The sequence below is a fragment of the Saccharothrix sp. CB00851 genome (genome assembly GCF_001905065.1).
Classification (GTDB): domain Bacteria; phylum Actinomycetota; class Actinomycetes; order Mycobacteriales; family Pseudonocardiaceae; genus Actinosynnema.
This window is the reverse complement of sequence record NZ_LWLC01000001.1, coordinates 677836-690397: the sequence shown is the minus strand read 5'-3', so window position 1 is coordinate 690397 and position 12562 is coordinate 677836. Positions and strand designations below refer to the sequence as shown.

The following is a 12562-nucleotide window of genomic DNA, read 5'->3' as shown; positions in this document are numbered from 1 at the left end:
GTCGTGGTCGCCGGGTGCTCGCCCGGTGAAACGGGGGATCCCAGGCCTGCGACGACGGACGCTCCCGCGACGAGCGATTCGGCTGAACCGACGGCGTCCAAGCCGCCGCGGCCGAAGGAGGTCAAGCTCGACGGGGTCGACCCCTGTGCGACGCTCACGACCGCGCAGCGGGTCGAGCTCAAGATCGACGAAGCGGTGAACGACCCGCTCGATGTGCTCAACAACGACAACCCGGCGCCGACGTGCGCTTACATGTCGAATGGGCGGTCGGTGTTCAGCTACAACGTCTCCCTCGTTTCCGGTGAGGGGATCGAATACTGGGAGGGCGGCAGCAACCTCGACGTCGACGCCAAGACCGTCGCCGGGTTCGCCGCCTACCAGTACAAGCTGAGCGGGACTTCCGAGGCCTACTGCTCTTACGCCGTCGACGTGGCGGAGAAGCAGCAACTGATCGTCCAGTTCTTCCCGATCGGTGACGGCTTCACCCAGGACCAGATGTGCCAGAACGCCGCCAAGGGCGCTGAGTTGGCGCTCGCGACCTTGCAAACGCTGAAGTGAGGGGGAGTTGTGACCGGCTTCAGGGAGATCAAGGATTTCCGCTTCCAGGGCTATGACAACTCGGCGCTGGCCACGTTGGTGCAGCGGTTCTCGACCGGTGACGCCGCGCAGAAGTTCAGCGATGCGTCGCACGCGCTGCGCCAGCTCGCGAAGACGCTGAACGAGACCGACGAGACACTGCGTGGAGAGCTGCGGAAGCTCGGCATCGAGTGGCAGGGCGCGGCCGGTGACAACGCGGGTAAGGCGGTGACCGTGTCGGCCGACGTGGCGACGACGGGTACCGAGGCCGCCCAGCAGAACTCCAAGGCGACCGCTGTTCAAGGGGCCAACTACAGCCAGACCCGGAACGGGATGCCCGAGCCGCAGCAGTTGCGCGGTGATACGGAGACCAGTTTCGTCGATGACGTTGGTGGGTTCTTCGGGTACGAGACGGATCACGCCAAAGAGGTCAAGCAGACGCAGGCGGCGCGCGAGCAGGCTATTCGGGGGCTTGACCAGTACACCGAGGCCAGTCGGGACGCGTTGAACCAGTACCAGGGCATGAACAAGCCGCCGCAGTTCGAGGTGACGACGGCGTCCAGCGTCAGCACGCCGGTCGCGGCGGTGGGGCAGCCCAGCGGGGTGGTGCCCGGGATTCCCGGTGGCGTGCCAGGCGGTGTGCCCGGTGGGGTGCCGGGCGGCGTTCCCGGTGGCACGGTCGGTGTGCCGCCGCAGTTGCCGGGGCAGTTGCCCGGTGGGTCGACGGGTCTGCTGCCGCCGAACACGCCCGGTGGGTCGACGGTCGTGCCGCCGGTCGCGTTGGGTGGCAAGTCCGGTGGGTCGAACTTCCCGTTGGGCTTGGGCCTCGGGCTGACCGCCGGGCTCGGGTTGGGGCTCGCGGCGACGCAGGCGCGTGGCGCGCGGGTCGTGCGCAACCCCTCCCAGGCGACGCCCCCCGCCGGCAAGGTGCCCGAAGGGCCCGCGGGTGGCAAGGGCACGGGTGGCGGTGCCGCCGGTGGTCCGGGCAAGGGTGGTGTGCCCGGGATGCCCGGCGCGTTGACCGGGAAGCCCGGTGTCTCCGCGACGATCGGCGCCATCGACCCCGACGAGCGCGTGGCCGGTCGTGGTGCGGCTGGTGGTGCGGCGGGCAAGGCGGGTGCCGGTGCCTCGATGTTGCAGCCGGCGGCCAGTGCCAAGGGCGGACCCGGCGAAGAGGACGCGGAGCACGTCCGCAAGTACGGCGTCGACTCCGACGACGTGTTCGGTGACGAGCGGATGGTCGTGCAGTCGGTCATCGGCGACGAGCCCGAGAAGAAGTGAAGTGAGCGGCACGGTTGTCCTGTCGACGCTCGAGTTCGACGTCGCGTGGGAGGGTGAGCGCCTGGCCCGCCGCAACGTCGCGCTGGACGTGCCGAGCCCGGGCATCACGCACACCGAGCGTGCCGTGTTCGTGGAGCAGGCCTGGGGGTCGCTGGCCGAGCGCGGGCTGGCGACCAACCGGCGGTTGACGCCCGAGTTGGCCGACGCGTTCGCGCTGCTGGCCAACCCGCAGGTGTCGATCGACCTGTGGATCTGGGTCGACCGCCGCAAGATCAAAGGTCTGGCGGCGGCGGCCGGCGAGGAGGGCATCCTCGCCGTGGTCGACGGCGACGAGGTGTGGTTGATCGAGGCACGGGCCAGCGCGCTGGCCGAGGCGGCGGTGTCCGTCGCCGGTGAGATGCCCGCCGGGTACGGCCGGTCGATCAGCCTGCCGAACGACGTGCTGCGCGCGGCGTCCGACGAAGCCGGGCGGGACGCGGAGAAACTGGTGCTGGCGTTGGAGCGGCACGGGTTGCCGCTGCACGAGGCGCAGGAACTGGCCGGCATGTGCGACGGCATGAGCACGCGCGGCCAGTTCGGCGCCGAACGCGCCCAGCACGGCGGGCCGCCCGTGCGCGCCGGCCGCGTGGTCGCCTGGCACGACACGCCGTCCGGCCGGTACCTGCACCAGGTGCGGCCCAGTTCGGACGGTCGCAGCTGGAGCACGATCACCCCGATCGACAACGCCCGGCTCGCCGGTTGCGTGTGGGAGCTGGTGCAGGAGGTCTGAGTTCCGGGCTGCGGAAACGGAACCCGTGCGTCCTCCACGACGTCAGTTCCGCAGCGGGCCTGGGGGGCCGGAGCAACGCCCGCCGTCATTCGGGAGTGACGTCTGGTGACCAATGCGACGCTCAGCGCCACCGCGTTCCGCACCGCCTGGGAACACCTCGAGCTCGGCGCCATGCCGATCGTGCTGCACGTGCAGGACGAACCCGCGCCGTGGAGCCACCTCACCGCCCAAGGCCTGGCCCGCGGCGGCGAACTCGACCCGTGGCTCGGTGCGGCGTTCAAGCTCATCGCTTACCCGCCGCGGTCGGCGGACCTGCGACTGGGCATCGGCACGGCGGCGGTGCGCGCACTGGCCGCGTCCACCGGTTCGGGCTCGCTGCTGGCCGTGCTGACCCGGGATTTGTTGACCGTGCGAGAGGTGGACGCCGACCTCGCCACCGCGCTTGTCGGGCTGCTGCCGACCCTGCCGGACGGCCGGGTCGGCGGACCGGACCTGCGCGGCCAGTTCGGCGCCGCCGCGGTCGACCACAGTGGACGACGGCGGCGTGCGGCGGACGTGGTCGACTTCCACGGGCCGATCGACGCCGACGTGCTGCGGGCGCGGATCACCGATCTGGTGGAAGGATTCGGCGATCCGGCGCGGTGACCGACTCCGGCACGGCTCGGTGCGGGGACAACGCGAACCGGTGTGAGCAGACCGCCGGGGAGGTTGTGGTGAGTGAAGCGGTCGCCGGGTGGTGATCGGGGAGTGGCGTTTCGGGTCGGATGGTGATCGCCGTCCGGCGCGGGCCGCCGGGAAGGCTGTGGCCGGGCCCCGGTTGTGCGAGGGCGTCCAGCAGCGGCGGGTAGCGGCGGCTGCGGGGGCCCGGCAGTGGTGACCTGCGGGTCTTTGGCGGCGGTCGATTAGCCTGACGGGCATGGTGGGTGTTGCCGGTCGTGCCGATGTGCCTCCTTTCCACGTCATGGAAGTGCTGTCCGCCGCGGCACGGCGGCAGCGGGTGGTGGGGGATGTCGTGTCGTTGGCGGCCGGGCAGCCGTCCAGCCCGGCGCCGGCGCCCGTGCTGGAGGCCGCGCACCGTGCCCTGCGTGAGCAGACCCTGGGCTACACCGAGCAGCTCGGCATCGTGGAGCTGCGGGAAGCCCTGGCGGGGCACTACCACCGGCAGTACGGGTTGACGGTCTCGGCGGACGACGTCGTGGTGACCACCGGGTCGTCCGGCGGCTTCCTGTTGGCGTTCCTCGCTTCCTTCGAGGCGGGCGACCGGGTCGCCCTGGCCCGGCCCGGCTACCCCGCCTACCGCAACATCCTCACCGCGCTGGGCTGCGAGGTGGTCGAGCTGGCCTGCGGGCCGGAGACGCGGTTCCAGCCCACGGTGGCGATGTTGGACGACGCCGGCCCGCTCGACGGGCTCGTGGTGGCCAGCCCGGCGAACCCGACCGGCACCGTGCTGGCACCGGCGGAACTGGCCGAGCTGTCCGCCTGGTGCGCCGAGCACGACGTGCGGCTGGTCAGCGACGAGATCTACCACGGCATCAGCTACGGCACGCCGCTCGCCTGCGCTTGGCAGACCTCCCGTGAGTCCATCGTGGTCAACTCCTTCTCCAAGGCGTTCGCCATGACCGGCTGGCGGTTGGGGTGGATGCTGCTGCCGCCCGACCTGCGCCGCGCGGTCGACAGGCTGACCGGCAACTTCACGCTCTGCCCGCCCGCCCTGGCCCAGTACGCGGCCGTCGCCGCGTTCGAGCCCGAGTCGTACGCGCAGACCGAGCGACTGGTCGAGGGGTACCGCCTCAACCGCGACGTGCTGCTCAAGGGCCTGGCCGACCTGGGCATCGACAAGGTGGCACCCGCCGACGGCGCCTTCTACGCCTACGCCGACATCTCCCACCTCACCGACGACTCGATGGACTTCTGCCGCCGCCTGCTGGACGACACGGGGGTCGCGATCGTGCCGGGCATCGACTTCGACCCCGTGCGCGGGCACGAGTTCATCCGGCTCTCCTTCGCCGGGGCCGGCCACGACATCGAGGAGGCGTTGCGGCGGCTGGGCACTTGGCTGGTGTCGTCATCATGATGACAGTTGTACTCCCGATCACCGCGGTTGTGGGGAACTGATCGGGTGATCCAGTCGTTCGGGTGACATGGTCCGGATAATCCTGTGGCTGCTCGCGGCCTGGCTCGTGATCACCGTGCTCGGCGCCGTGATCGAGGGCGTCTTCTGGCTCGCGGTGATCGGTGGCGTGCTCTTCCTGGGCACGGCCGCGTACGGCGCGATCAAGAGCAACAAGCGCCCGAAGGGCATCAAGGGGCGCTGACGACCTGGCAGTTGTCCCGACGAGCTGGAAAAACACCGAACCGACCCGCACCATGGGTCGGTGTTCGAGACCGATGAACGCCGACTCGCCCAGTGGGAGCGCCGCGCCGAGTGGCCGCTGACGGGCCTGGCCACCCTCTTCGTGGTGGCCTACGCCTGGCAGGTCCTCGACAACCGCTCGACGCCCGGCCTGCACACCGTGCTGGAGGTCGTCCTCTGGCTGGTCTGGCTCGTGTTCGCCCTGGACTACGCGGCGCGCTTCAAGCTCGCCGTCGACAAGCGCAAGTTCTTCGTCAACCACCTGTTCGACCTGCTCGCGGTCATGCTGCCGATGGTCCGCCAGCTGCGCGTGCTGCGGCTGATCACGGTCCTCAAGGTGCTCAACAAGCGGTTCGCGGGCAACTTCCGGCAGAAGGTGGGCGTCTACGCCGCGGGCGTCACGGTCCTGGTCGGCTTGTGCGCCTCACTGGCCGTGCTGGATGCCGAACGCCATCACCCGGACGCCTCCATCACCACCTTCGGCGACGCCGCGTGGTGGACGCTCACCACGATCTCCACCGTCGGCTACGGCGACCGCTACCCCGTCACGTGGGAGGGCCGCCTGGTCGCCGCGCTGCTGATGATCGGCGGCATCGCACTGCTCGGTGTCATCACGGGCACGATCGCGTCCTGGCTGGTCCAACGGCTCAGCGGGGTCGAGGACTCGGTCGCCGAGGCCGAGCAGGCGACGGCGGCCGAGCTGCGCCTGGTCCGCGCGGAGCTGGCCGAGCTGCGCGCGGAGCTGCGCGCGGCCAGGACCGACACCGGCGGCTAGACCCCGAGCACCTCCCGCGCGTGCACGGCACCCCGCCTCCGCACGCTCAGCTCGCCGACCCGATCCGGCGCAACGCCTCGGCCACGTCGTCCGCGCCCACGTCGCGGTGCAGCACGAACCGCACCTTGCCCGCCATCGGCCCGGCGAACACGCCCAGGTGCCGCAGCCCGGTCAACGTCACCTCCAGGTCCGGCACGCCCGCCAGCACGATGTTGGTCTCCGGCTCGTCCACCTGCCAGCCCAGCTCGGCCAGCCCGTGCGCCAACGCACGGGCGTTCGCGTGGTCCTGCGCCAGGTCGTCGATGCGACCCAGCCCCACCAGTCCCGCGGCGGCCAGCACACCACCCTGCCGGACACCGCCACCGAGCATCTTGCGCACCCGCCGCGCCTCGGTGACGAACGACGACGACCCGGCCACCACCGACCCGACCGGCGCGCCGAGACCCTTGGACAGGCACACCTGCACCGTGTCCACCCCGACCGTCAACGCGGCGGGCGGCAGCCCCAGCGCCACGGCCGCGTTCCACAACCGGGCGCCGTCCAGGTGCACCCGCAGGCCGGTCTCCCGGGCCGCCGACACCAGCAGCGCGTGCTCGTCGGGCTGCGTCACGGCCCCGCCGGCCGCGTTGTGCGTGTTCTCCAGGCACAAGAGCGTGGTGCGCAGCGTGTAGTACGGCCCGGACGTCCCCGCCGCCGCACGCACCGCGTCGGGTGACGCCCGACCCGGCCCCGCGTCGTGCTCCAGCGGGTGCGGCATCCCGCCCGCGATCCACGCCGCCGTGCCCAGCTCGTTGTCGAGCACGTGCGCGCCGCGCGGTGCGAGGAACCGGTCGCCGGGCCGCAGGTGCACGGTCAGCGCGATCAGGTTGCCCATCGACCCCGACGGCACCCACAGCGCCGCTTCCACGCCCAGCAGCTCCGCGACGCGCTCCTCGAGCTGCCGCATGGTGGGGTCGTGGTCGAGCACGTCGTCGGCGACCTCGGCACCGGACATGGCCAGTCTCATGGCCTCGTCCGGCCGGGTGACGGTGTCGGAGCGGAAGTCGAGCGGCGAGAGCTGGGTCACGAATGGATCACATCACACCGGGCAAGCCCTGACCCAGTCGCGTCGGCGGTACCACGATGGGGGTGATGCAAGTCTCGGTGAACCGGCGTGCAACCGTGTGCGGCACCGGTTCCGTCCGGTAAGTGCAAGCACGAGGAGCGGAGAGAGTCCGCGTGGATCAGCGCGACGAGCAGGAGTTCGCGGAGTACTTCGTGGCTCGCCGGGAGGCCGTGCGCCGAACGGCGTTCCTGCTCTGTGGTGACTGGCACCGGGCGGACGACTTCGCGCAGACCGCGTTCGTCGCGTTGCACCGCAGATGGCGCAAGGTCCGGGACAAGCAGGCCCTGGACGCCTACGTCCGCCGGACCCTGGTGCGCGCGGTGATCGACGAGTCCCGGCGGCCGTGGCGGCGGGAGCGCTTCGTGGACGAAGTCCCGGAGACGCCCTCGGGTGACGGTGAGGTCGCGGACGCGGTGGCGACGCGCGAGGCGCTGGTCGCGGGCTTGCGGCGGGTGCCGCCGAGGCAGCGGGCGGTGCTCGTGCTCAGGTTCCTGGAGGGCCTGGACGTCGCGGCGGCGGCCGAGGCGTTGGGGTGTTCCGAGGGCACCGTGAAGAGCCAGACCTCCCGGGGGCTGGAAGCCCTCCGCGAGGCGTTGGGCGACACGATCGACGACTTGCGGCCGGCGTCGTGAGCGGGAGGAGGAGGTAGGTGGACGAGCAGAAGCTCTCCGAGCTGTTCCGTGACGCGGCCAGTGACGCGCCGCCCCCGTCCTTCGACGTGGACGCCGTGCGCTCGGCTTCGGCACGCGCGACCGCGCGGCGCAGGTCGTCCGTCGCCTTCGGTTCCGCCTTGGCGCTCGTGCTCGTGTTCGGTGGCGTGGTGGTCGCCGGTGTGCTCGGGTCGGGCCCGAGCGATGAGCGCAGCGTGGCGGGTTCCGCTCAGGACGCTTCGTCCCCTAACGTCACACCTTTCAGCGCGGGCGAGCCGGAGGTCCTGTCGAAGGACGCGGTACCGGAGCGCAGCGGTGGAATGCCGCCCAAGAGCATCCCCGATGACCCGTCTACGCAGGGGGACGAGCCATCGGGGAGTGCCGACCGCTCGGTGGTCGGCAGCGCCCAACGCGGGTGCGTTGAGGTGGACCGGGAGCTCGCCGTCGCCCTCGCCGACGAGCTCTCGGTCGCCAACGCCGACCAGGCCGCGCCCGCCGCGGCCGACTGCCCACCCGACGCGAGGGGTGCGAGCTTCCTCGTGCGCGCCGGTGACGTTCACGGCACCGTGTCGGTGGTGGTCGTGCCGGCCGGTGCGACCGGGCTGGTCCCGGACCGCACGTACGCGTACGCGAGCGCGAAGACGCCCGACGGCCGGGAGCTGTACGTGCTCAGCCGGCCGGAGGAGGGCTCGGAGGAGCCGCCGTTGGCCGACCGGCTGGCGGAGCTGGCCGAACGGCTCGCGGCCAGGTCCTGAGTCGCGGAGAGCCGGATCACCCGGCACTCTGGTACTCGCGTACCATTAATTTGGTACGATTGTGCCAGATTTGGGAGGTGGTCGTCATGGCGTGGGCCGTGCTCATCGTGTCCGGCTTCTTCGAGGCGGGCTGGGCCGTCGCGCTCAAGCTCTCCGACGGCTTCAGCAGGCTGTGGTGGTCGGTGGTGTTCGCGGTGTTCGCGCTGATCAGCTTCGCGGGCCTGGCGTGGGCGATGAAGCAGCTGCCCGCCGGACCGGCCTACGCGGTGTGGACCGGGATCGGCGCGGCGCTCACCGCCGTCATCGGCATGGTCTGGCTCGGCGACGGCGTGAGCACGATCAAGCTGGTCTCCATCGGCCTCATCGTCAGCGGTGTCATCGGCCTCAACCTGGCCGGTGGCGGGCACTAGTACCTTTCCTGCAATGACAGCCGCAACGCCGAAGGGTGAACGCCGCCGCCAGGCGCTGGTCGAAGCCGCCGCCGACCTCCTGGTCGACGGCGGCTTCGACGCGATCCGGCACCGTGCCGTCGCCGAGCGCGCGGGCCTGCCGCTGGCCTCCACCACGTACTACTTCGACTCGCTGGAGGAGCTGGTGACCGCGGCCCTGGAGTTCCAGGGCAACGCCGAGCTGGCCTACGGCAAGGCCAGGCTGGACGAGCTGGACCCGCGCGAGTGCGGCGGCGACGCGTTCGTCGAACTCGTGCTCGACCTGCTGCTCGGGCCGTCCGGCGACCGCGACGCCGAAGCCGTGCTGCTGCGCTACGAACGCCTCGTCGCCACGGGCAGGCGGCCCTACCTGCGGCCGTTGATGCGCAGGATGTCCGGTGAGCTGCACGCCCTGCTGTTCGACATCTTCACCCAGGCCGGTCAACCGGTCAGCCGGGAACGCGTGGAAGAGCTGATCGCGCTGGTCGACGGTGCCGTGGTGAACGCGCTCATCGAGATCAGCCCGGACCCCAGGGCGGCGGCCCGCCGGATGCTGCGCAAGGCGATGCAACCTCGCTGACCCCTGCCGCGTGAAGAGGGGTGGGGGCGCGGAAGGGGATCGGAACGCATGCGCAAGGCCGAGGAACAGGGCTTCCGCGAGTTCGCGGTGAGCCACGCCGCGTCGTTGCGGCGCACCGCGTACCTGTTCTGCGGCGACTGGCACATGGCCGAGGACCTGATGCAGGCCAGCCTGCTCAAGCTGTACCAGGCGTGGCACCGGATCGAGTGGCGCGACACCCCGTCCGGGTACGCCCGCAAGGTGCTGCTGCGCACGTGGCTGGACGAGAAGCGCAGACCGTGGCGGCGGGCCGAGCAGCGGGACGGCGAGGTGCCGGACGTCGCCGACACGGCCGCCGACCCGGACCTGACCGGCGAGCGGCTGTGGGCCCGCGACCTGGTGCACGCGGCGCTGCTGCGGGTGCCGCCGCGCCAGCGTGCCGTGCTGGTGCTGCGGTACTTCGAGGACCTCTCGGTGAGCGAGGTCGCGGTGGCGATGGGGTGCACCGAGGGCACGGTGAAGAGCCAGACCGCGCGCGGGCTCGTGGCGTTGCGGGTGGCGGTCGAGGAACTGGAACGAGGGGTGGTGGTGGCGTCGTGAGCGAGGCAGACCTGCGGGAAGGCCTTCAGGCCGCGGTCGGTGACGAGCCGCCGTTGCACTTCGACCCCGACGAGCTGATCCGGCGGGCGCGGGACGCGCGCAGGCGGCGGCGCGCGCTGGTGGCCGTGGCGGTGGTGACACTCGCGCTCACCGGCACGGTGCTGGCCCTGCCCGGCGTGCTGGACCGGAGGATGGCGGTCGACGCGGCGAGCGGGTCGGTGCTGACCACCGCGGCGGCCCCGGCGACGCCGTCCTCCCGGCCCGAACCGCTGCCCGCGACCGTGCCGCCGCCCACGACCGCGGCGAAACCCACGACCGGCGTCAGCTCGTTCCTCTCGGGCTACCTGACCGGGCGGTTCCCCGAGGTGGTGCCGGGGGCAAAGGTGACGGGCGTCGAGGTCAGCGAGGTCAGTGACGCCGATCCGAGGCACTTCAGCGCGGTCGTGCGGTTCATCGACGGGAACGGCCCGAGCGGGGCGGTGGTGCGGTTGATCGCACCTTCGAGGCGGGAGCCCCTCGACCGGTTCTGCGTCGAGGTCGAGTGCGGCGACCCGCTGTGGCGCAAGGACGGCACCCGGCTCGCGACCGGCGTGAACGGCGACCCGGTCTCGAAGGTGGTCGTGTCGCGCGCGGCGGCGCACCTGCGCGCGGACGGTTCGGTCGTGCAGGTCACCGCCTACCGGTACGACCCGGGGTGGGGCTCGGAGCTGCCGGACGTCGCGCTGACGGACGACCAGCTGGTGGCGCTGGCCACCGACCCGAACCTGACCGTGCCCTGACGCTCCCCGGCGTCCGGTCGTCCGCCACGTCGAAATAAGCTGGTCACGTGACGGTCAAGCCCCGCATCGCCAATGTCCTCGCCGGTCGCTACGCCTCCACCGAGCCGGCCACGCTGTGGTCCGCCGAGCACAAGATCGTGCTGGAGCGGCGGCTGTGGCTCGCCGTGCTGAAGGCGCAGGCAGAGCTGGGCCTCGACGTGCCCGCCGAGGCCGTCGCGGACTACGAGCGGGTGGTCGAGCAGGTCGACCTGGCCTCCATCGCCGAGCGCGAGCGCGTCACCCGGCACGACGTGAAGGCGCGCATCGAGGAGTTCAACGCCCTGGCCGGGCACGAGCACGTGCACAAGGGCATGACCTCGCGCGACCTCACCGAGAACGTCGAGCAGCTGCAGGTGCTGCGCTCGCTGGAGCACGTGCGCAGCAAGGCGGCCGCCGTCCTGGCCCGCCTCGCCCGCCGTGCCGCCGAGCACACCGACCTGGTGCTCGCGGGCCGTTCGCACAACGTCGCGGCCCAGGCCACCACGCTCGGCAAGCGCTTCGCCACGGCCGCGGACGAGCTGCTGGTGGCGTTCCGCCGGCTGGACGAGCTGATCGACCGCTACCCGCTGCGCGGCGTCAAGGGCCCGGTCGGCACCGCCCAGGACATGCTCGACCTGCTCGGCGGCGACCGGGACAAGCTGGTGGAGCTGGAGCGCGGCGTCGCCCGCCACCTGGGCTTCACCACCGTGCTGACCAGCGTCGGCCAGGTCTACCCGCGGTCGCTGGACTTCGACGTCGTCTCCACCCTCGTGCAGCTGGCGGCCGGGCCGTCCTCGCTGGCCAAGACGATCCGTCTGATGGCCGGCCACGAGCTGGTCACCGAGGGCTTCAAGGCGGGCCAGGTCGGCTCCAGCGCGATGCCGCACAAGATGAACACCCGGTCGTGTGAACGGGTCAACGGCTTCGCGGTCATCCTGCGCGGCTACCTGTCCATGGTCGGCGAGCTGTCCGGCGACCAGTGGAACGAGGGTGACGTGTCGTGCTCGGTGGTGCGCCGGGTGGCGCTGCCGGACGCGTTCTTCGCCTTCGACGGGCTGTTGGAGACGTTCATCACGGTGCTGGACGAGTTCGGCGCGTACCCGGCCGTCGTCGCCCGCGAGCTGGACCGCTACCTGCCGTTCCTGGCCACCACGAAGGTGCTGATGGCGGCGGTGCGCGCGGGCGTCGGCCGGGAGACCGCGCACGAGGCGATCAAGGAGCACGCGGTCGCGGTGGCGCTGGCCATGCGCGAGCAGGGCCTGGCCGAGAACGACCTGCTGGACCGGCTGGCCGCCGACGACCGCCTGCCACTGGACCGCGCCGCCCTGGACGCCCTGCTGGCCGACCGCCTGTCGTTCACCGGCGTGGCCGAGCGGCAGGTCGCGGACGTGGTGGCACAGGTGGAGGACGTGCTGGCGAAGTACCCGGCCGCGGCCGGCTACGTCCCCGAGCCGATCCTTTAGGCCCTATCCCAGACGAGGCGGCCGCGGCGGGTTCGCTCGCAGACCAGGTCGCGGCCCGTCGGGTCGACCGCCGTCGCGCCCTCCTCGTCGCACGGGAAGCCCTCCAGGGCCACCTCGTCGAACCGGGGCGGTGTCGTCGTCGGCTGGGCCGGCGGCTCCGGCTGGGGCTGGACCTGCACCGGTGGGGGTGGTGGCGGCGGCTCGGTCGTGGCGGCGACCGTCGTCGGTGGCGGCGGGGTGGTGGTGGTCGTCCCCGGCCGCACCGAGATGTTGGCCACCGCCGGGATCGAGGTCACCGGCGCCGAACTGGAGATCGTCGGGAGCACCACCGGCTCCGGGCTCGCCGACGGCTTCGCGCAGGCACCCGTGAGCAGCAGCAGGAGCAGCCCACCGCTCGCCGCGACAGGTGCCACAAATGCCTTCCGATGGACCACGCCAAGCAGAGTAGGGG

At 71.8% G+C, this 12562-nt stretch carries 16 protein-coding genes; 14 read left to right on the top strand and 2 right to left on the bottom strand.

Annotated features, from left to right (window positions below; all coding sequences use genetic code 11):
- The first annotated feature begins 3 nt into the window (after nucleotides 1-3).
- The 7 genes from A6A25_RS03435 to A6A25_RS03410 all read left to right on the top strand — a co-directional run bounded on the left by A6A25_RS03435 (nucleotide 4) and on the right by A6A25_RS03410 (nucleotide 5754).
- Nucleotides 4-558: a DUF3558 domain-containing protein gene (locus A6A25_RS03435; RefSeq protein WP_073886183.1), complete on the top strand. Its 555-nt coding sequence runs from the start codon at nucleotides 4-6 to the stop codon at nucleotides 556-558.
- A gap of 9 nt (nucleotides 559-567) precedes the next feature.
- Nucleotides 568-1857, top strand: coding sequence for a PPE domain-containing protein (locus tag A6A25_RS03430; protein WP_073886182.1), 1290 nt, complete (start codon nucleotides 568-570; stop codon nucleotides 1855-1857).
- A gap of 1 nt (nucleotide 1858) precedes the next feature.
- A complete protein-coding gene (locus A6A25_RS03425; protein WP_073886181.1) occupies nucleotides 1859-2626 on the top strand; it encodes an ESX secretion-associated protein EspG in 768 nt (255 codons plus the stop codon).
- Between the two features lie 105 nt (nucleotides 2627-2731).
- Nucleotides 2732-3271 carry an ESX secretion-associated protein EspG gene (locus A6A25_RS03420; RefSeq protein WP_073886180.1) on the top strand — a complete coding sequence of 180 codons (540 nt, stop codon included), beginning with the start codon at nucleotides 2732-2734 and terminating at the stop codon, nucleotides 3269-3271.
- 271 nt (nucleotides 3272-3542) lie between these two features.
- The gene (locus A6A25_RS03415; protein WP_073886179.1) at nucleotides 3543-4700 is read left to right on the top strand and encodes a pyridoxal phosphate-dependent aminotransferase; all 1158 of its coding nucleotides are present in this window, start codon (nucleotides 3543-3545) and stop codon (nucleotides 4698-4700) included.
- A 67-nt stretch (nucleotides 4701-4767) separates the two neighbouring features.
- On the top strand, nucleotides 4768-4941 hold the full coding sequence (locus A6A25_RS44570) for a hypothetical protein (protein WP_198932558.1): 174 nt from the start codon (nucleotides 4768-4770) through the stop codon (nucleotides 4939-4941).
- Nucleotides 4942-5001: 60 nt separating this feature from the next.
- Entirely contained in the window at nucleotides 5002-5754 is a 753-nt protein-coding gene (locus tag A6A25_RS03410) for a potassium channel family protein (RefSeq protein ID WP_073886178.1), read from the top strand.
- A gap of 46 nt (nucleotides 5755-5800) precedes the next feature.
- Here A6A25_RS03410 and A6A25_RS03405 read toward each other — a convergent pair whose 3' ends face one another.
- Nucleotides 5801-6820 carry a threonine aldolase family protein gene (locus tag A6A25_RS03405; protein WP_073886177.1) on the bottom strand — a complete coding sequence of 340 codons (1020 nt, stop codon included), beginning with the start codon at nucleotides 6818-6820 and terminating at the stop codon, nucleotides 5801-5803.
- A gap of 152 nt (nucleotides 6821-6972) precedes the next feature.
- On the opposite strand from A6A25_RS03405, the gene A6A25_RS03400 reads away from it, so the two are divergent.
- From A6A25_RS03400 to purB, 7 genes are all read left to right on the top strand, one after another.
- Nucleotides 6973-7491 carry a SigE family RNA polymerase sigma factor gene (locus A6A25_RS03400; protein ID WP_073886176.1) on the top strand — a complete coding sequence of 173 codons (519 nt, stop codon included), beginning with the start codon at nucleotides 6973-6975 and terminating at the stop codon, nucleotides 7489-7491.
- A gap of 17 nt (nucleotides 7492-7508) precedes the next feature.
- Nucleotides 7509-8264: a hypothetical protein gene (locus A6A25_RS03395; protein ID WP_073886175.1), complete on the top strand. Its 756-nt coding sequence runs from the start codon at nucleotides 7509-7511 to the stop codon at nucleotides 8262-8264.
- 86 nt (nucleotides 8265-8350) lie between these two features.
- Nucleotides 8351-8674 (top strand): DMT family transporter, encoded by a 324-nt coding sequence (locus A6A25_RS03390; RefSeq protein WP_073886174.1) that lies wholly within the window; start codon nucleotides 8351-8353, stop codon nucleotides 8672-8674.
- 13 nt (nucleotides 8675-8687) lie between these two features.
- On the top strand, nucleotides 8688-9272 hold the full coding sequence (locus tag A6A25_RS03385) for a TetR/AcrR family transcriptional regulator (protein WP_073886173.1): 585 nt from the start codon (nucleotides 8688-8690) through the stop codon (nucleotides 9270-9272).
- A 48-nt stretch (nucleotides 9273-9320) separates the two neighbouring features.
- Nucleotides 9321-9851: an RNA polymerase sigma factor gene (locus A6A25_RS03380; protein WP_073886172.1), complete on the top strand. Its 531-nt coding sequence runs from the start codon at nucleotides 9321-9323 to the stop codon at nucleotides 9849-9851.
- Entirely contained in the window at nucleotides 9848-10630 is a 783-nt protein-coding gene (locus tag A6A25_RS03375; protein WP_073886171.1) for a hypothetical protein, read from the top strand. Before A6A25_RS03380 ends, A6A25_RS03375 begins: the two co-directional genes overlap by 4 nt.
- 47 nt (nucleotides 10631-10677) lie before the next feature.
- On the top strand, nucleotides 10678-12111 hold the full coding sequence (gene purB, locus A6A25_RS03370) for an adenylosuccinate lyase (protein ID WP_073886170.1): 1434 nt from the start codon (nucleotides 10678-10680) through the stop codon (nucleotides 12109-12111).
- Here the strand turns inward: purB and A6A25_RS03365 are convergent.
- Entirely contained in the window at nucleotides 12108-12545 is a 438-nt protein-coding gene (locus A6A25_RS03365) for a hypothetical protein (protein WP_143192930.1), read from the bottom strand. The genes purB and A6A25_RS03365 overlap by 4 nt on opposite strands.
- Nucleotides 12546-12562: the final 17 nt, after the last annotated feature.

What these genes read in the sequence shown, in the direction of transcription:
- A6A25_RS03415 (WP_073886179.1), top strand. Translation starts at nt 3,543, where the DNA reads ATGGTGGGTGTTGCCGGTCGTGCCGATGTGCCTCCTTTCCACGTCATG.
- A6A25_RS44570 (WP_198932558.1), top strand. Translation starts at nt 4,768, where the DNA reads ATGGTCCGGATAATCCTGTGGCTGCTCGCGGCCTGGCTCGTGATCACC.
- A6A25_RS03390 (WP_073886174.1), top strand. Translation starts at nt 8,351, where the DNA reads ATGGCGTGGGCCGTGCTCATCGTGTCCGGCTTCTTCGAGGCGGGCTGG.
- A6A25_RS03385 (WP_073886173.1), top strand. Translation starts at nt 8,688, where the DNA reads ATGACAGCCGCAACGCCGAAGGGTGAACGCCGCCGCCAGGCGCTGGTC.
- A6A25_RS03380 (WP_073886172.1), top strand. Translation starts at nt 9,321, where the DNA reads ATGCGCAAGGCCGAGGAACAGGGCTTCCGCGAGTTCGCGGTGAGCCAC.